The sequence below is a fragment of the Cupriavidus sp. USMAHM13 genome, from assembly GCF_001854285.1.
In the GTDB taxonomy this organism is placed as follows: domain Bacteria; phylum Pseudomonadota; class Gammaproteobacteria; order Burkholderiales; family Burkholderiaceae; genus Cupriavidus; species Cupriavidus malaysiensis.
Genome location: NZ_CP017752.1, coordinates 1,013,155 through 1,029,764 on the forward strand (window position 1 = coordinate 1,013,155; position 16,610 = coordinate 1,029,764).

Genomic DNA, 16,610 nt, shown 5'->3' on the forward strand with positions numbered 1-16,610 from the left:
ACGACCCGACCGATGTCCATGACCGACTCCCAGCCTGCCGCGGCCTCGCAGCGCCGCGCCTTCTGGCTCAAGCACCTGCACCAGTGGCACTGGATCAGTTCGGCGATCTGCCTGATCGGCATGCTGCTGTTCGCCGTCACCGGATTCACGCTCAACCATGCCGGCCAGATCGAGGCGCGCCCCAAGGTGGAGACGCGCGAGGCCACCGCGCCCGCGCCGCTGCTGGCCGCGCTCAAGGCCGCCACGCCGGCGGCCGGCCAGGGCGGCGGCGATCCGAAGGGGCCGGTGCCGGCGGCGCTGGCGGCCTGGCTGTCGGACGCGCTGGGCATCGATGCCGGCGGCCGCGAAGCCGAATGGCAGGGCGACGAGGTCTACGTGGCGCTGCCGCGTCCGGGTGGCGACGCCTGGGTCAGCGTGGCGCTCGAGGACGGCCGCACGCAGTACGAGAAGACCACGCGCGGCTGGATTTCCTACCTGAACGACCTGCACAAGGGCCGCAACGCAGGACGGGCATGGAGTCTGTTCCTCGACGTGTTCGCTTTCGCCTGCCTGGTGTTCTGCCTCACCGGCCTGTTCCTGCTCAAGCTGCATGCCGGCGGGCGGGTCGCCACCTGGCCGCTGGTCGGGCTGGGGCTGGTGGTGCCGCTGCTGCTGGCCATGTTGTTCATCCACTGACGTTTTCTCCGACTCCCTTCCCTGACGAGGTCTTGCCCATGCGCCGATTGTTCACCGTCACCCTCAGCGGCCTGGCCGCCGTGCCGCTCGCCGGTCCCGCCCTGGCCGCGGAGATGAACGTCAAGGTGGAGATCCCGCGCCTGAACGTGGCGGAGTACCACAAGCCCTATGTGGCGCTATGGCTGGAGCGCGCCGACCAGAGCCCGGCCGCCACGCTGGCGGTCTGGTACGACGTCAAGCACAAGGACGGCGAAGGCACCAAGTGGCTCAAGGACATGCGCCAGTGGTGGCGCAAGGCCGGCCGCGACATGAAGATGCCGGCCGACGGCGTCTCGGGTGCCACGCGCGCACCGGGTGAGCACGCGCTCACCTTCAGCGAAGGCAAGGCACCGCTGGGCAGCCTGCCCGCCGGCGACTACCAGCTGGTGGTCGAGGCGGCGCGCGAGGTCGGCGGGCGCGAACTGCTGCGCGTGCCGTTCAGCTGGCCGCCCAAGGCGGTGCAGGCGGCCAAGGCCAAGGGCGAGCACGAGCTCGGCACGGTCTCGCTCGAACTGAAGCCGTAATGCGGCCCCGCCGCCCCGACACCTGCCACCGGCGGCCAGGCCGCCGCCATCACGCCATCGCGCCATCACGAGGAGCACGACCATGAAGACTTCCGCACGCCTCCACCCGTCCCGTCCGTCCGCCCGGCCCGCGCGGCGCCTGGCCACCCGCGTGGCCGTGCTGGCCCTGGCCGCGCTGGCGCCGCTGGCCGCCCACGCGCACCGCCAGTGGCTGCTGCCCTCGGCCACCGTGCTGTCGGGCAGCGACGCCTGGGTGACCGTGGATGCCGCCGTCTCGAACGACCTGTTCTACTTCGAGCATTTCCCGCTGCGCCTGGACGGCCTGGCCGTGACCGCCCCCGACGGCGCCGCCGCCAAGGCCGAGAACGCTTCCACCGGCCGCTACCGCAGCACCTTCGACGTGCGCCTGGACAAGCCCGGCACCTACCGCGTGGCGGTGGTCAACAGCGGCCTGTTCGCCAGCTACAAGGTGGATGGCCAGGCCAAGCGCTGGCGCGGTACCGCCGAGGCCTTCGCCAAGGAAGTGCCGGCCAACGCGCAGGACCTGCAGGTGACCCAGGCCGAAGGCCGCGTCGAGACCTTCGTCACCGCCGGCAAGCCGGGTGGCGACGCGCTCAAGCCCACTGGGCACGGCCTCGAACTGGTGCCGATCACGCACCCGAACGATCTCGTCGCCGGCGATGCCGCCAGCTTCCGCCTGCTGCTCGACGGCAAGCCCGCGGCCAACGTCAAGGTCGACGTGGTGCCGGGCGGCATCCGCTACCGCGACCAGCTCAACGAACTCCACGCCACCACCGACGGCGAAGGCAAGTTCAGCGTCAAGTGGCCGTCCGCCGGCATGTACTGGCTGGAAGCCGACGTGCGCGACGACAAGGCCACCATCGCGCCGGCCAGGCAGCGCCGCGCGAGCTACGCCGCCACCGTGGAAGTCCTGCCGCAGTAAGCCGCGCCGGGACGGCGGCGGCCGTCCCGCACCGTCCCCTCCGTCCCGCACCATCCCGTCCCGCACCCGCTCCGATGAACCGCGTCCTCATTCCCCTCTCGCCCGCGGCCGGTCAGGCACCGCCACCGCACGCGCCCGGCGCGCGCCTGTGCCGCTGGCAGGGCGAAGCGATGGGGACCACCTGGTCGGTCCTGGCGGCGCTGCCCGCGCGGGCGGGCACCGGCGTCGCGGACGGTGCGCAAGGCAGGGACGCGGTGGAAGGCTTGGCAGGGGTCGAAAGCACAGACGCCGTGCAGGCCGCCATCGACGGCGTGCTCGCCGGCGTGGTCGCGCAGATGAGCAACTGGCGCGGGGATTCCGACATCGGCCGCTACAACCGCGCCGCGCCCGGCACCTGGCTGACCCTGCCCGCCGACGCGGCCGCGGTGGTCGCCTGTGCGCTGCAGGTGGCGCGCGACAGCGGCGGCGCCTATGACCCGAGCGCGGGCCCGCTGGTCGACCTGTGGGGCTTCGGGCCGGCGCCACGGCGCAGCACGCCGCCCGCGCCGGCCGAGGTCGAGCTGGCACGCGCGCGCTGCGGCTGGCAACGCGTCGGCTTCGACGCGGCCGAGCGCCGCCTGCAGCAGCCCGGCGGCCTTTCGCTCGACCTGTGCGCCATCGCCAAAGGCTTCGCCGTGGACGCGGTCTCGCGCCGGCTGGCGGCGCTCGGCCTGCCGCACCACCTGGTGGAGATCGGCGGCGAACTGCGCGGCGCGGGCACCAAGCCCGATGGCACGCCGTGGTGGGTGGAGCTGGAAACGCCCGCCGCGGATACGGGCGGCGCCCGCACGCTGGTCGCGCTCTACGGCCTGGCGGTGGCCACCTCGGGCGACTACCGCCGCTACTTCGATTGCGGCGGCCGCCGCTATGCCCACACGCTCGACCCACGCACCGGCTATCCGGCCAGCCACGCGCTGGCCTCGGTCACGGTGCTGCATGCCGAATGCATGCTGGCCGACGCCCTGTCGACCGCGCTGACCGTGCTGGGCCCGGAAGCCGGCCTGGCGTTCGCGCGCGGCCGGCAGCTCGCGGCGCGCTTCCTGCTGCGCACGCCGCACGGCTTCGAGGAGCGCCTCAGCCCGGCCTTCGAGGCCATGCTGTCATGAGATTCCCTGTGCTTGCGCCGGCGGCATGGTCCGCCGCGGCCATGTCCGCCGGCGTCGCGCTGGCCGGCCTGGCGCAGTCGCGCGGCGTGGCCGCCGCCGGCGTGGTGCTGGCCTATGCCGGCTTCTGCGGCGTGATCGCCGCGCGCCACCTGGCGCGCCGGCAGGCCAGGGCCGCCGCGCGCGGCGGTGCGGACGGCGAAGGCACCGTGCCGACCCTGGTGGCCTATGCCAGCCAGACCGGCTTTGCCGAACAGATCGCCGAGCAGACCGCGCAGGCGCTGCGCGGTGCCGGCCAGCCGGTGCGCCTGCTGTCCTTCGCCGATCTCGATGGCGCGGGCCTGGCGGCCTGCCGGCAGGCACTGTTCGTGGTCAGCACCACCGGCGAGGGCGACGCCCCCGACAGCGCCTCCGGCTTCATGCGCCGCTTCCTCTCCGGTGCCGGCGCGGCGGGACTGGCCCCGCTGCGCTATGGCATCCTCGCGCTGGGCGACAGCAGCTATGCGCGTTTCTGCGGCTTCGGCCGCACGCTCGAGGCCTGGCTGCACAAGCAGCAGGCGCAGCCGCTGTTCGACATGGTCGAGGTCGACAACGGCGACGCCGGCGCGTTGCGCCACTGGCAGAACCACCTGTCCGCGCTGGGCGGCGGCGCCGAGATCGCCGACTGGGAACGCCCGCGCTACGCGCGCTGGCGGCTGGCCGAGCGGCGCTTGCTCAATCCCGGCAGTCCCGGCGAGCCGGTCTTCCACCTCGCGCTGGTGCCGGAAGCGCCGGAAGTGCCCGGCACGCCCGGGGCCCTGGCCTGGCAGGCCGGCGACATCGCCGAGATCGGCCCCTGCCGCGCACCCGGCGAAGTGGACGCGCTGCTGGCGCGCCTCGGCCTGGAGGCGGCGACGCCGGTGCGCTGCGACGGCGAGGACACGGTGCTGGCGGCGGCGCTGGCGACGCGCCTGCCGCTGCCCGAAGCCGCCTTCGACACCATGCGCGGCCTGCCGCCGCAGCAACTGGTCGACACGCTGCCGGCGCTGCCCCATCGCGAGTACTCCATCGCCTCGCTGCCGGCCGACGGCCGCCTCGAACTGCTGGTGCGCCAGACCCGCCATGCGGACGGCCGCCTCGGCCTCGCCTCCGGCTGGCTCACCGAGCACGCGCCGGCCGACGCGCGCATCGCGCTGCGCGTGCGCAGCAACCGCGCCTTCCATCCGGTCGCGCACGAAGTGCCGCTGCTGCTGGTCGGCAACGGCACCGGACTGGCCGGCCTGCGCGCCCACTTGAAAGCCCGCGCCGCCGCCGGCAGCCGGCGCAACTGGCTGCTGTTCGGCGAACGCACCGCCGCCCATGACAGCCTCTACGCCGACGAACTCGCCGCCTGGCAGGCCGACGGCACGCTCGAACGGCTGGACCGCGTGTTCTCGCGCGATGGCGGACCGCTGCGCTACGTGCAGGACGCGCTGCGCGCCAACGCCGCCGACGTGCGCGCCTGGATCGAGGCCGGGGCCGCCATCTACGTCTGCGGCAGCCTGCAGGGCATGGCCGCCGGCGTCCACGCGGCGCTGGCCGAAGCGCTGGGCGACTACACGCTGACGCGCCTGGGCGAAACGGGGCGGTACCGGCGCGACGTGTACTGACGGCCGGGCTTGGTTCGTGACGGTCCGGTGTGGTCTGGAGCGATGCGGCGCGCATCGCACCGGTTCGCGCCCCTCTCCCGCCTGCGGGAGAGGGGCCGGGGGAGAGGGCAGGCGCTGGCCAGCACGAGCGCCCTCGCCAACCCCCCGACCCCGCACGCCGCTACGCCGCTACGCCGCCATTTCAATCAACGCATCGACGATCACCACGCCCTCCGCGCTCACCATCACCGGATTGACGTCGATCGCGCGGATGGCGCCGCCGCCGCGCGCCATCATTTCGCCGACACCCGCCGCGACGCGGCACAGCGCTGCCACATCGGCGGCGGCCTCGCCACGCACGCCGGCCAGCAGCGGCGCGATGCGCAGGCCGGCGAGGGCGCGTGCCACGTCGGCTTCGCGGCAAGGGGCGAGCAGGACGGCGGTATCGTGCAGCGCTTCGACATACTTGCCGCCGGCGCCGACCACCAGCACGGGGCCGAAGACCGGATCCCAGTGCGCGCCCACCATGCACTCGTGGGCCCCGGCCGCCATGCGTGCCACCAGCACGCCTTCGGCGCGCGCGCCCAGGCGCGCCAGCGCGGCGCTTTGCGCGCGCCAGGCTTGCGCGACCACTTGCGCGTCGTCGAGGCGCAGCGCGACCAGGCCGTGTTCGCTCTTGTGCGGCACGTCGGGGGAGCAGGCCTTGACCGCCACCGGGCCGCCCAGCTCGCGCCACGCGGCCACGGCCTCGTCCTCGCTGCGGCAGAGGCGGTGCGCCACCACCGGCAGTCCGCCGGCGGCCAGGCGGGCCAGGCTGGCCGCCTCGCTCAGGGTGTGGCCGCCTGCGCTGCCGGTGGCGGGTGTGGCGGCCGTGGCGATCGCCGCCGGCAGCGGCGGCGCGGCCTCCAGCTCGCGCAGCCGCCGCTGGTGGTGGACGAGCTGCGCCAGCGCCGCCAGCGCTTCGCGCCCGCTGGCGTAGACGGGCACCTGCTGCGCGCGGAAGGCCTCGGCCACCGGCGCCTGCCAGGCGGCGACGGCGATCGGCTTGCCCGCCTCGGTGGCAAAGGCGGCGGCGTCGCGGGCGAAGCGCGGCACGTCGTAGCCCATGCCGGCAACCGGGATGTCGAGCAGCAGGAGGTCGGTGGCCGGATCGGCCGCCGCCAGCGGCAGCACCTCGCCGAACAGGCCGCTGTTGGTCAGCAGGGCGGCGGTTACGTCGACCGGGTTGGCGGTGGCGGCGAAGCCCGGCAGGCGCTCGGCCAGCGCGGCCTGGGTGGCCGCGCCCAGCGGCGCCATCGCCAGGCCCAGCGGCTGCGCCGCGTCGGCGGCCATCACGCAACTCGCGCCGGAGTTGCTCACCACCACCAGGCCCGTGCCCCGCGCCTGCCAGCCGCGCAGGTAGAGCGGGGCGCAGCGCGCCAGCGCATGCGCATCGTCGACGCGCCAGATGCCGTGGCGTTCCAGGAAGGCCGAGACCGCGCGGTCTTCGTTGGCGATGGCGCCGGTGTGCGAGGCCGCGGCGCGCTGGCCGGCGTCGGAGCGGCCCGACTTGACCGCCACCAGCGGCACGCCGCGCTGGCGCGCCACGGCCGCCGCCTCGGCCAGCACGGCGGGATCGACCAGGCTTTCGAGGTAGAGCAGGATCAGCCGCACGTCCGGGTCGTGCGCCACCGCCAGTGCCATCTCGCTGACGGTGACGTCGGCCTCGTTGCCGGTGGCGTGCATGTGGCGCACGCCGATGCCCTGCGCGCGCAGCAGGCCGTAGACCATGGCGGCCATGCCGCCGCTCTGGCTGATCACCGCCACCGGCCCGTCCTGCGGCGGCACCTCGATGAACATGGTGGAGAAGCTGGCGATGGCGCCGCTGCCGAAGTTGGCCAGGCCCTGGCTGTTCGGGCCCACCAGGCGCAGGCCGCTGGCGCGCGCGGCCTCGACCATCTCGCGCTGCTGGCGGCGCCCTTCCGCGCCGGCCTCGCCGAAGCCGGAGGCGATCACGATGGCGGCCTGCACACCCAGGCGCGCGCAGTCGCGCACCGCCTGCACCGCGGCCCCGCCGCCGACCACGATGATGGCCAGTTCGGGCGCCTCGGGCAGCGCGTCGAGCGAAGGGTAGGCCGGCAGGCCCTGGATGGTGTCGCGCTGCGGATTGACGGGGTACAGCGTGCCGGCATAGCCGTGCTCGCGCATGTAGTGGATGGGACGGCCGCCGATCTTGTGGATGTGGTCGGAGGCGCCGACCACGGCGATCGAGCGCGGGGTCAGCAGGGCTTGCAGCTTGGCTTGCATGGTGTGGCCTTGGAGTTCGCGGGTTGGCCGGACGGGCGGGCCCGCAGCGGGTTCGGGGAAGGGGGCGGAAAAGGCGGGGCGGCGCGCGCCACCTCGATCGCGCCGAGGTTGCCGCCGGCGCCCGGGCGGTTCTCCACCACCAGCGGCTGCCCCAGCTGCTCCGGCAGCTTCATGCCGACCACCCGCGCCACGATGTCGGTCGGGCCGCCGGGCGGATAGGGCACCACCAGGCGCACCGGGCGGGTGGGCCAGGACTGGGGCGGGGATGCGGTCTGGGGCTGGGCCTGTGCCGCGGGGGCGGCCAGCCAGGCCAGCCAGGCCAGCGATGGGGCGAGCGTGCCCGCCAGCGGGGCGAGCGCGGCCCGCCGACGCCGGAGCTTCGGTGTCATCGGATCTCTCCATGGGGTGGTGCGTGCCGGCGCTGCCGGCGCGGATGCGGCGTAGCCGCCGCGCATCCCGGGCATGCCCGGGCCCGGTGCGCCCTATTCGCGCTGGAAGCGCAGCAGGGTCTGTTCGCCGTGGCGCAGGAAGCCGGCGCGCACGCGCGCGCCGATCTCTACGCCCGGCTCGGCGTGGCCCATCACGCGTGGACCTTCGTCCAGCGTGGCCAGCACCAGCGTGTAGGGGGCGAGCGCGCGGAAGGCTTCGGTGGGGGCGCGCGCGACCTCGGTCACGGCGTAGACGGTGGCGCCGCCGCCGGCGCGGCGCCAGCCCAGCCGCGTGCTGCCGCAGGCGCGGCAGGCGTGGCGTTGCAGCGGCTGCCAGGCGCCGCAGTCGTCGCAGGCCTGGTAGCGCAGTTCGCCGGCGGCGAGGCCGGCCGTGTAGGGGTGGCCGGCGGCCGGTTCGATGGCTTGGGTCATGCCGATACCTCGGTGACGGGCGCTGCCGCCCGGCAAGGGAAGCCTCGCCCGGCCTGCCGGGGCCGTCGGGTCTGTCCGGTCTGCGTGATCTGCGCCATCCGTGAGGACTGCGCGGGCGGTACGGTGCGGGACGGTCTCATGCGGCCTCCAGCACCAGGCTGACGTGGGCCGACAGCACGCCGCCGTCGGCATGGAAGAGGGCGCGCTCGCGCCGCGCCAGCTGGCGCGCGCCGGCGCGGCCGGCGAGCTGGCGCCCGGCCTCGGCCAGGTGCATCAGGCCCCCGGCCACGCCGGAATGGCCGAAGGCGAGCAGCCCGCCATGGGTGTTGAGCGGCAGCGCGCCGTCGCGGCCGAAGTCGCCGGCCCGCAGCCGCGCCGCGGCGCCGCCGCGCGGGGCCAGTCCGATCTCCTCCAGCAGCAGCGCCAGCGTGATGGTGAAGGAGTCGTAGATGGCCAGGCAGTCGAGCTGCGCCACGCTGCAGCCGGCCTCGGCCAGCGCGCGCCCGGCGGCCTCGGCCGCGCCGGTGTCGAGCACACTGCCGATGGCGCACAGGTGCTGGTGGCGATGTGCCTGGCCGGCGCCGGCCAGGCGTACCGGGCGGCCCGCGCCGGGCTCGGCGGATACCACCACGGCCACCGCGCCGTCGGAGATCGGGCAGCAGTCCGACAGGCGCAGCGGCGTGGCGATGGCGCGTGCCGCGCGTGCCTCGGCCAGCGTCAGCGGCTCGCGCAGGTGGGCGTCGGGATGGCCGGCGGCGTGCTCGCGCATCAGCACCGCGAAGCCTGACAGGTCGTCGGCCGCCATGCCGGTCTCGGCCAGGTAGCGCGAGGCCAGCAGCGCGTAGTAGGCCGGCACCGAGGCGCCGTTGGGCACCTCCATCTCCGGCTCGCCGACCTGGGCCAGGGTCTGGATCGACTGGTCGCGGCTCTGGCCGGTGAGGCGGTTCTCGCCGGCCACCACCAGCACGTTGCGGCAGCGGCCGGCGCGCACCAGCTCGCGCGCCAGCATGGCCATGGCGCCGCCGGTGGCACCGCCGGCGGCCATGCCGTGGGCGTAGGCCGGCGTCAGCGCGGCGTACTCGCAGAAGCGGTCGGCCAGCATCAGGTGCGGCAGCGTGGTGGCGTAGCCGCACAGCACGCCGTCGATGTCGCGCCGGGCCAGGCCGGCATCGGCCAGGGCCGCGTCGGCGGCCGCGGCCATCAGCGTCAGCGGGCTGCTGCCTTCGAGGCGGCCGAAGCGGGTGTTGCCGCAGCCGCGCAGGTAGGCGGTGTTGACGGTGCGCATTCCAGTCATGGCGCTGATGGCAGTCATGGTGCGCGCGTCCCTCAGCCGCCCTGCTTCAGCAGCGGGCACTTCGACTTGGCCGGCGGCATGAAGGCCTGGTCGCCGGGGATGGTGGCCAGCACCTTGTAGTAGTCCCACGGATACCTGGACTCGGACGGTGCCTTGACCTCGAACAGGTACATGTCGTGGATCATGCGGCCGTCTTCGCGGATGCGGCCGTTCTGCGCGAAGAAGTCGTGGATGGGCGCGGCCTTCATCTGCTTCATCACCGGCGCGGTGTCATCGCTGCCGGCGGCCTGCACCGCCTGCAGGTAATGCATCACCGAAGAGTAGACGCCGGCCTGGCTCATGTTCGGCATCTGCTTCACTTTCTCGAAGTAGCGGCGCGACCATTTGCGCGTGGCATCGTTCATGTCCCAGTAGAAGCCCTCGGTCAGCAGCAGGCCCTGCGCGGTCTTCAGGCCGATGGCGTGGATGTCGTTGATGTAGAGCAGCAGGCCGGCCATGCGCTGCTTGCCGTCGCGGGTCAGGCCGAACTCGTTGGCGGCCTTGATGGCGTTGACGGCGTCGCCGCCGGCATTGGCCAGGCCCACCACCTGCGCCTTGCTGGCCTGGGCCTGCAGCAGGTAGGAGGCGAAGTCGCTGGCGCCGATGGGGTGGCGCGCCGCGCCCAGCACCTTGCCGCCGGCGTCGTTGATCACCGCGGTGGCGGACTCCTGCAGCGTGTGGCCGAAGGCATAGTCGGCGGTCAGGAAGAACCAGGTCTTGCCGCCGCGCTGCACCACCGCGCGCGCGGTGGAGTTGGCCAGCGCGTAGGTGTCGTAGGCATAGTGCACCGAGACCGGCGTGCACAGGTCGTTGGTGATGCGCTCGGTGCCGGGGCCGGAGAACACCACGATGCGGTTCTTCTGCTTGGCCACTTCCAGCACCGCCAGCGCGGGCGCCGAAGCGGCCACGTCGAGGATGGCGTCGACGCGGCCGGTATCGAACCACTCGCGCGCCTTGCTGGCGGCGATGTCGGCCTTGTTCTGGTGGTCGGCCACCACCAGCTCGATCTTCTTGCCCAGCACCTTGCCGCCGAAGTCGTCGATGGCCATCTGCGCGGCGGTGGCGCTGCCGCGGCCGGTGACGTCGGCGTACAGGCCGCTCATGTCGAGGATCAGGCCGATCTTGACGATGTCGTCGGAGATGCGGGCGGCGGCGGGGGCCTGCGCGGCTGCGTGCAGCGGCAGCGCGGCGCTGAGGGCCAGGGCCAGCGCGGTCAGCGTGGCGCGCAGGCGGCTGGGTTGGGCGGGACGGGTTGGCATGAGATCTCCTCCTTGCTCAGGCTGGGTGTGGCGTTTTCGCTTCTTGGGTTCGTGTGTCGTGTGTCGTCGCGGCTGCGGGCGCTGGCCCTCACCCCCGGCCCCTCTCCCGCAAGCGGGAGAGGGGAGACAGCAGTCGGTGATGCGAAGGCTTGCGCCAGTGCAAGCGGTCTGCTCCCCTCTCCCACTGCGTGGGAGAGGGGCTGGGGGTGAGGGTAGGCACTCGCGGTGGCGATATCCCTCAACATGCCGCTGGCTTCCACTAGCAGCGGCCTGCCGATATTGCCGGGCTCATACCGTCGCCACCGGCGTCGTCGGCGATCCCACCGCGCCGGGCAGCCGCAGCGGCGGCGCCGTCAGCAGGAAGCGCGAGCGGCCGTGCGCGCGCAGCCATTGCGCCAGGTCGTGCAGGTACCACAGCTCGCCCAGCGGCAGGCCCAGCTTGAACAGGCAGTGGTGGTGCAGCGGCAGCAGCGGATGGTGGCCGCCGTCGTCCGGCGCGGGGCGCGCGGGGTAGCGTTCCACCGCGTAGTTGTCGGCGATCAGCGCGGCGACGCCGGAATCGGTGAGCCATTGCAGCAGCTTGTCATCGCGGCCGTCGAGGGCGCTGCAGCTATGGTGCAGCACCGTCTCGTCGGGTTCGCGCTGCATCGACAGCACCACCTCGGCGAAGCCGGTGCGCAGCAGCAGCATGTCGCCGCGCTCGACCTCGACGCGGTCGGCTTCCATCACGCGCATCAGGTCGTCGTAGCCGACGGTGCGGAACTCGCGCCCGTAGTGGTGCGCCAGGTCCACCAGCACGCCGCGGCCCTGCATGCCCTTGACGGCGAAGTTCTCGATGCCGAGCGCGCGCGCTTCGCTGTGTTCGTGGCCGCAGCCGTGCGCGGCGAAGTGGTCGTCCTCGGCGTAGTCGACCGGGCCGACGATATGTTCGTTGGCGCGGTAGCCGTTGTAGTAGACGCGCTCCGCGCGGCCGTCGCCGTCGGCGTCGAACAGCGCGCCCACGTGGGCCAGCGAGTCCCACTGCGTGGAGTACTGCAGCGACAGCAGCACCTGGTCGTCGCTGATCACATCGGTGGCGGCGGGGTCGACCTTGGCCAGCGGGAAGTTGACGTAGGGCGCGCCGTCGCGGAAGGTGGGGCGCAGCACGGGCGGGTGGCGGCGCGGATTGAGCTTGTTGCCGCCCGGATAGTCCAGCGGCAGCGACAGGCAGAAGCTCAGCCCGGCCTGCACTTCCTGCGCCCCCTTGCGTACCTGCTCCGGGCCGATCAGGTTGACGCGGCCGAGCTGGTCGTCGGCTCCGAAGTCGCCCCAGTTGGATCCGGGCGGACGTTGTTTCCAGCGCATGCGTGTAGTCTCCATGGTCGATATGGGTGGAAGGGCTGCGTATCGCGCCGTGCCTCAGGTGCCGGACATGCGGGGCATGCCGGGCACGGCAGGAGTGGCGGGCAGGGCCTCGCCGGGGGCCGCGGCGCGCGCCGCCGGCACGGCACGCCGGCGCGGCCGCGGCACGCCGCCGGCCCAGGCGGCGCACACGGCGTCGGCCTCGCGCCGCAGCGCGCGTGCCAGCGCCGTCTCGCGTTCGCTGATGCGCTCGTTGAGCGCGGCGATGCTGAGGGCGGCGAGCGGATAGCCGTCGGGATCGGGCAGCGCCACGGCGATGCCGCCCATGCGCTCCACCACCACGTTGAGCAGCACGGCGTAGCCGCGCTCGCGCGTGGCCTCCACCTCGCGCCGCAGCAGCGCCGTGCTGATGCGCGGGTAGCGATTGAGCGCGGGCGCCAGGCACTGCAGCGCCGCCTCGACCTCGGCGTCGGGCAGGGCGGCGAGCAGGGCCAGGCTGCCGGCGCCGACGCCGAGCGGGCGGCGGCTGCCGATGTCCAGGTAGTTGGCGCGGATGGGGAAGCTGCCCAGGCGCAGCTCGATGCAGATCGATTCCCAGCCGCTCGGCACCGACAGCAGCGCGGTGTCCTCGAACTGCTGGGCCAGCCGGATCAGCGCCGGGCGGGCCAGGGCGCGCGGGTCGATGCGGTGCAGGGCGGCGGCGCGCAGCGCCAGCCACTCCGTGCCGGGGCTGAAGGCCTTGGTGTCGGGGTCGCGCTGGACCAGGCCCTCGGCCGCCAGCGTCTCCAGCAGGCGCAGCGCGGAGGCCTTGTCGACGCCGGCGGCGCCGGCCAGGTCGGTCAGGCGCGTGTTGCGGGCGTCGGACAGGGCGCGCAACAGCCGGCAGGCCTTCTGCAGGGAGGAACTGGGGGGAGAGGGCAAGCGGGGCTCCGGCGCTCGGTTTCGGTTGGGTTTTGCTGGATGAAACGGCTGGATTCGGCTCGGCGCCGGCTTCTCACCGCGATGGTGTGGAAAATCCACTGTGCAACGACGTTGTTATAGGCGCCTTCGCTGGTGCCGTCATTCTGCGATGCATCAAAGTTTCGCCGGATGAAACCGGCAGGCCGGCCGCGGCGCGCCGGCAGGCGGCGCCGGAACCGGCCGGCTTCCGCTATGCTTGCAGGCTGCCGCGCCCCTGCCGATCCTCCCTTTTTCCGTCCGCTCCGCCATGAACCGTCATCCCCGGCGCCGCCCGCGCGCCCACCGCCTGCTGCGCGCCGCCATGCTGGCGCTGGCCACCGGCTTCGCGCTGGGCGCCGCGCCGGCGCGGGCGGTGCCGTCCGCCGCCACGCATGCCGGCACGGCAGCCACCGGCGGCGAGCGCTTCGCGGTGCCGGGGCTGGAGAAGCCGGCCAGCGTGCTGGTCGACCGCTGGGGCGTGCCGCACATCTACGCCAACACCCTGTACGACGCCTTCACCGTGCAGGGCTTCGTCGCCGCGCGCGACCGCCTGTGGCAGATCGATCTGTGGCGCAAGCGCGGCCTGGGCCAGATGGCCAAGGATTTCGGCCCCGCCTACGTGGAAGGCGACCGCATGGCGCGCGCGGTGCTGTTCCGCGGCGACCTCTACCGCGAATGGCTGGCCTACGGCTCCGACGCCAAGCGCGTGGCCGAGGCCTTCGTCGCCGGCATCAATGCCTATGTGGCGCTGGCCGAGGCCCGCCCCGAGCTGCTGCCGCCGGAGTTCCGCGTGCTCGGCTACAAGCCCGCGCGCTGGCGCGCCGAGGACATCGTGCGCATCCGCCACCACGGCCTCACCACCAACTTCACCGGCGAGCTGGACCGCGCCCAGCTCTACTGCCATGCGCGCGCCGGGGCCGCGCGCGCCGACTGGCTGCGCCGCGAGCTCGACCCGCAGGTCGAGCCCAGGGTGCCGGAGGGGCTCGATCCCTGCTCGGTGCCGGTGGCGGAGCTGCGCCGCGCCTACGACCTGGCCACCGCGCCGCCGCGCTTCCCCAAGGAATGGTGGAGCAACGCCGCCGCCGCGCTGCCGCCCGCGGCGCTCTACGCCACCGTCGACATGGCGAGCGACATGGGCCGCAGCCTGGGCTCGAACAACTGGGTCATCGCCGGCAGCCGCACCGCCACCGGACGCCCGATCCTGGCCAATGACCCGCACCGCGCCCATGGCGCGCCCAGCCTGCGCTACATCAGCCACCTGAATGCGCCGGGGCTGTCGGTGATCGGCGCCGGCGAGCCCTTCCTGCCCGGCATCTCGATCGGCCACAACGAGCACATCGCCTTCGGCCTGACGCGTTTCTACATCGACCAGGAAGACGTCTACGGCTACGAGACCAATCCGGCCAACCCGCACGAGTACCGCTACAAGGGCCGCTGGGAGCCGATGGAGAGCGTCACCGAGGAGATCGCGGTGCGCGGCGAGGCGGTGCCGCGCAAGGTCGCCATCGACTTCACGCGCCACGGCCCCGTGCTCTTCGCCGATGCCAAGGGCGGGCGCGCCTGGGCGCTGCGCGCGGCCTGGCTCGACCTCGGCATGGCGCCTTACTTCGGCTCGATGGACTATATGCGGGCGCAGAACTGGGACCAGTTCCGCGCCGCCATGAACCGCTGGGGGGCGCCCGGCGAGAACCAGGTCTATGCCGACCGCGCCGGCAATATCGGCTGGCTGCCCGCCGGCCTGACCCCGGTGCGGCCGAACTGGGACGGGCTGATGCCGGTGCCCGGCGACGGCCGCTATGAGTGGGCCGGCTACCGCGACATGGACCAGTTGCCATGGGCCTTCAATCCGGCCGCGGGCTACGTCGTCACCGCCAACGAGAACACCATCCCGCCCAACCATCCGGCGGCCCGCCTGGGCGTGGGCTACGAGTGGAGCGACACGGCGCGCGCGCGCCGCCTGAAGAGCCTGGTGGCGGCCAGCCCGCACGCCACGCTGGAGGACTCGATCGCCTGGCAGAACGATACCGTGTCACTGCCGGCACAGCGCCTGGTGGCACTGCTCAAGGACCTGCAGAGCACCGATCCGCAGCTGCGCCGGGGCCTGGACCTGCTGCGCGGCTGGGATGGCAACGAGCGCGCCGACAGCGCGCCGGCGGCGCTGTTCGAGGTCTGGTTCGGCAAGTACCTGCGTCCGGCCGTGGTGCGCGCGGCGCTGCCGGCCGAGGTGGCGCGGCTGGTTGGCAGCGGCGACGCCGCGCGCGTGCTGGCGGTGCTGGAACGGCCGGAGCCGTGGATGCCGCTGGAGCGTCGCAACGACGCCATGCTGGGCGCGCTGAAGCAGGCCATGGGCGAGATGGAGCGCAAGCTCGGCGCCGACCCGGCCGGCTGGCAGTGGGGCAAGCTGCATGCCGCCGTCTTCCGTCATCCGCTCGACACGGTGCTGGACGCCGCGGCGCGGCAGAAGTTCGATGTCAACGCCGGCCCCATCGGCGGCTCGTCGTTCACGCCGATGAACGCCAGCTACCGCGCCGGCGACTACCAGCTCAGCGCCGGCGCGTCCTTCCGCATGGTGCTGGACGTGGGCAACTGGGATGCCGCGCGGGCGGTCAATGCGCCCGGCCAGTCGGGCAATCCGGCCAGCCCGCACTATCGCGACCTGGCGTCGCTGTGGGTGCGTGGCGAGACCTTCCCGCTGGTCTACTCGCGCAGGGCGGTGGAGAAGGAAAGCCGCGAGCGGCTCGAACTGGTGCCGCCCGCGCCGTAGCGCGGGCGGGTGCCGCCAGGCCGCTCAGGCCGCCCTGGCCTCGGCCGCTTCCTCGTCGGCATGGCCGGGCCCGCGCCGGCGTTCCTTGCGGCAGGCCTTGCAGGTCAGCTCGATGCCGTGGGCGCGGCGCGCGTCGCGCGGGAAGAACTCGCCATCGGCCGGCCAGTACTCGCCGCAATGGTTGCAGCGCTGCAGCCAGCCGATCTCCGACAGCATGCGCGCATCCGGCAGGACCTCCGGCCGCGCTTCGGCACGGGCCTCGGACTGCGCGTCGGGCGGGATCTCCGGCAGGAGGCGCGGGGCGGGGCGCGCGGCGGAGCGTGGCGCCTCGCGGCTGGCGCGCGGGCGGGACGCGGCGGCCATCAGTGCGACAGCAGCGCCGAGCAGCCCATGACCAGCCAGCCGATCGCCATGCAACTGCCGAGCCAGGCCGCCAGCACGAGGGCGATGGTCGACCACTTCATCAGCGCGCGCGCCGGCCATGGTTGCCATCGGTACCGTGGGTGGCCGGCTGCTGCGCGCGGGCGGCGGCCGGAAAGGTTGCGCGGGTGCGGCCGGCTGGCCGTAGCGGAGGGAGGGCTGGGCGGACTTGTCGCATGCGGCGGCTCCTACATATTGGCAGCCGGTGGCCGCCGAAGCCTGCAACTTAGCAGGCCATTGCCGCCGGGGTTTGTGTGTCTTGTAAGCAAATATTTGAGAGCGTAAAGAATTGTCTGCAAATGTGTGCCGCGCCGGCGCCACCCGGACGTGCGGCGGGCCGCCGGCGCCGCCTGCCTGCCGGCCGCCGAGCCACGGCCGGCGCGCCCTGGCAGGCGGCCGGTGGGGCATATGCATCTGCGAAACGCTTCGTTCCCGGCGCGCACGGGTGGCGCTATCGTCGCTCCATCGCATCTTACGA

14 protein-coding genes are annotated in these 16,610 nt (G+C 73.6%); 6 read left to right on the top strand and 8 right to left on the bottom strand.

All coding sequences use genetic code 11. The features are described 5' to 3' along the window. Positions 1-18: 18 nt before the first annotated feature. From BKK81_RS22845 to BKK81_RS22865, 5 genes are all read left to right on the top strand, one after another. Positions 19-675, top strand: coding sequence for a PepSY-associated TM helix domain-containing protein (locus tag BKK81_RS22845; RefSeq protein ID WP_071022082.1), 657 nt, complete (start codon positions 19-21; stop codon positions 673-675). Between the two features lie 38 nt (positions 676-713). Next, the gene (locus BKK81_RS22850; protein WP_071017966.1) at positions 714-1,238 is read left to right on the top strand and encodes a DUF2271 domain-containing protein; all 525 of its coding nucleotides are present in this window, start codon (positions 714-716) and stop codon (positions 1,236-1,238) included. An 82-nt stretch (positions 1,239-1,320) separates the two neighbouring features. Next, positions 1,321-2,181, top strand: coding sequence for a DUF4198 domain-containing protein (locus BKK81_RS22855; protein ID WP_071017967.1), 861 nt, complete (start codon positions 1,321-1,323; stop codon positions 2,179-2,181). Positions 2,182-2,255: 74 nt separating this feature from the next. Beyond that, positions 2,256-3,326 carry an FAD:protein FMN transferase gene (locus tag BKK81_RS22860; RefSeq protein ID WP_071017969.1) on the top strand — a complete coding sequence of 357 codons (1,071 nt, stop codon included), beginning with the start codon at positions 2,256-2,258 and terminating at the stop codon, positions 3,324-3,326. After that, positions 3,323-4,951 carry a sulfite reductase subunit alpha gene (locus BKK81_RS22865; RefSeq protein ID WP_071017971.1) on the top strand — a complete coding sequence of 543 codons (1,629 nt, stop codon included), beginning with the start codon at positions 3,323-3,325 and terminating at the stop codon, positions 4,949-4,951. Before BKK81_RS22860 ends, BKK81_RS22865 begins: the two co-directional genes overlap by 4 nt. Before the next feature lie 168 nt (positions 4,952-5,119). Here the strand turns inward: BKK81_RS22865 and BKK81_RS22870 are convergent, their stop codons facing one another. The 7 genes from BKK81_RS22870 to BKK81_RS22900 form a co-directional block, all read right to left on the bottom strand. Beyond that, positions 5,120-7,216: an acetate--CoA ligase family protein gene (locus BKK81_RS22870; RefSeq protein ID WP_071017972.1), complete on the bottom strand. Its 2,097-nt coding sequence runs from the start codon at positions 7,214-7,216 to the stop codon at positions 5,120-5,122. Then, positions 7,189-7,605: a Bug family tripartite tricarboxylate transporter substrate binding protein gene (locus tag BKK81_RS22875; protein ID WP_071017973.1), complete on the bottom strand. Its 417-nt coding sequence runs from the start codon at positions 7,603-7,605 to the stop codon at positions 7,189-7,191. The genes BKK81_RS22870 and BKK81_RS22875 overlap by 28 nt, the downstream gene beginning before the upstream one ends. Before the next feature lie 93 nt (positions 7,606-7,698). Beyond that, positions 7,699-8,076 carry a Zn-ribbon domain-containing OB-fold protein gene (locus BKK81_RS22880; protein WP_071017974.1) on the bottom strand — a complete coding sequence of 126 codons (378 nt, stop codon included), beginning with the start codon at positions 8,074-8,076 and terminating at the stop codon, positions 7,699-7,701. A 136-nt stretch (positions 8,077-8,212) separates the two neighbouring features. Beyond that, positions 8,213-9,388 carry a thiolase family protein gene (locus BKK81_RS22885; protein WP_442873416.1) on the bottom strand — a complete coding sequence of 392 codons (1,176 nt, stop codon included), beginning with the start codon at positions 9,386-9,388 and terminating at the stop codon, positions 8,213-8,215. 14 nt (positions 9,389-9,402) lie between these two features. Then, entirely contained in the window at positions 9,403-10,668 is a 1,266-nt protein-coding gene (locus tag BKK81_RS22890; RefSeq protein ID WP_071017978.1) for an ABC transporter substrate-binding protein, read from the bottom strand. 288 nt (positions 10,669-10,956) lie between these two features. Beyond that, a complete protein-coding gene (locus BKK81_RS22895; protein ID WP_071017979.1) occupies positions 10,957-12,012 on the bottom strand; it encodes a cyclase family protein in 1,056 nt (351 codons plus the stop codon). A gap of 54 nt (positions 12,013-12,066) precedes the next feature. Next, positions 12,067-12,930 (bottom strand): IclR family transcriptional regulator, encoded by an 864-nt coding sequence (locus BKK81_RS22900; protein ID WP_071017981.1) that lies wholly within the window; start codon positions 12,928-12,930, stop codon positions 12,067-12,069. A 286-nt stretch (positions 12,931-13,216) separates the two neighbouring features. Between BKK81_RS22900 and BKK81_RS22905 the strand changes: the two genes are divergently transcribed. Further along, positions 13,217-15,712, top strand: coding sequence for a penicillin acylase family protein (locus tag BKK81_RS22905; RefSeq protein WP_231908200.1), 2,496 nt, complete (start codon positions 13,217-13,219; stop codon positions 15,710-15,712). 24 nt (positions 15,713-15,736) lie between these two features. On the opposite strand, the gene BKK81_RS22910 is transcribed toward BKK81_RS22905, so the two are convergent. After that, positions 15,737-16,075, bottom strand: a complete 339-nt coding sequence (locus tag BKK81_RS22910; RefSeq protein ID WP_071017983.1) for a hypothetical protein — start codon at positions 16,073-16,075, stop codon at positions 15,737-15,739. Positions 16,076-16,610: the final 535 nt, after the last annotated feature.

What these genes read in the sequence shown, in the direction of transcription:
- BKK81_RS22845 (WP_071022082.1), top strand. Translation starts at nt 19, where the DNA reads ATGACCGACTCCCAGCCTGCCGCGGCCTCGCAGCGCCGCGCCTTCTGG.
- BKK81_RS22850 (WP_071017966.1), top strand. Translation starts at nt 714, where the DNA reads ATGCGCCGATTGTTCACCGTCACCCTCAGCGGCCTGGCCGCCGTGCCG.
- BKK81_RS22855 (WP_071017967.1), top strand. Translation starts at nt 1,321, where the DNA reads ATGAAGACTTCCGCACGCCTCCACCCGTCCCGTCCGTCCGCCCGGCCC.
- BKK81_RS22860 (WP_071017969.1), top strand. Translation starts at nt 2,256, where the DNA reads ATGAACCGCGTCCTCATTCCCCTCTCGCCCGCGGCCGGTCAGGCACCG.
- BKK81_RS22865 (WP_071017971.1), top strand. Translation starts at nt 3,323, where the DNA reads ATGAGATTCCCTGTGCTTGCGCCGGCGGCATGGTCCGCCGCGGCCATG.
- BKK81_RS22870 (WP_071017972.1), bottom strand. Translation starts at nt 7,216, where the DNA reads ATGCAAGCCAAGCTGCAAGCCCTGCTGACCCCGCGCTCGATCGCCGTG.
- BKK81_RS22875 (WP_071017973.1), bottom strand. Translation starts at nt 7,605, where the DNA reads ATGACACCGAAGCTCCGGCGTCGGCGGGCCGCGCTCGCCCCGCTGGCG.
- BKK81_RS22880 (WP_071017974.1), bottom strand. Translation starts at nt 8,076, where the DNA reads ATGACCCAAGCCATCGAACCGGCCGCCGGCCACCCCTACACGGCCGGC.
- BKK81_RS22885 (WP_442873416.1), bottom strand. Translation starts at nt 9,388, where the DNA reads ATGACTGCCATCAGCGCCATGACTGGAATGCGCACCGTCAACACCGCC.
- BKK81_RS22890 (WP_071017978.1), bottom strand. Translation starts at nt 10,668, where the DNA reads ATGCCAACCCGTCCCGCCCAACCCAGCCGCCTGCGCGCCACGCTGACC.
- BKK81_RS22895 (WP_071017979.1), bottom strand. Translation starts at nt 12,012, where the DNA reads ATGCGCTGGAAACAACGTCCGCCCGGATCCAACTGGGGCGACTTCGGA.
- BKK81_RS22905 (WP_231908200.1), top strand. Translation starts at nt 13,217, where the DNA reads ATGAACCGTCATCCCCGGCGCCGCCCGCGCGCCCACCGCCTGCTGCGC.
- BKK81_RS22910 (WP_071017983.1), bottom strand. Translation starts at nt 16,075, where the DNA reads ATGGCCGCCGCGTCCCGCCCGCGCGCCAGCCGCGAGGCGCCACGCTCC.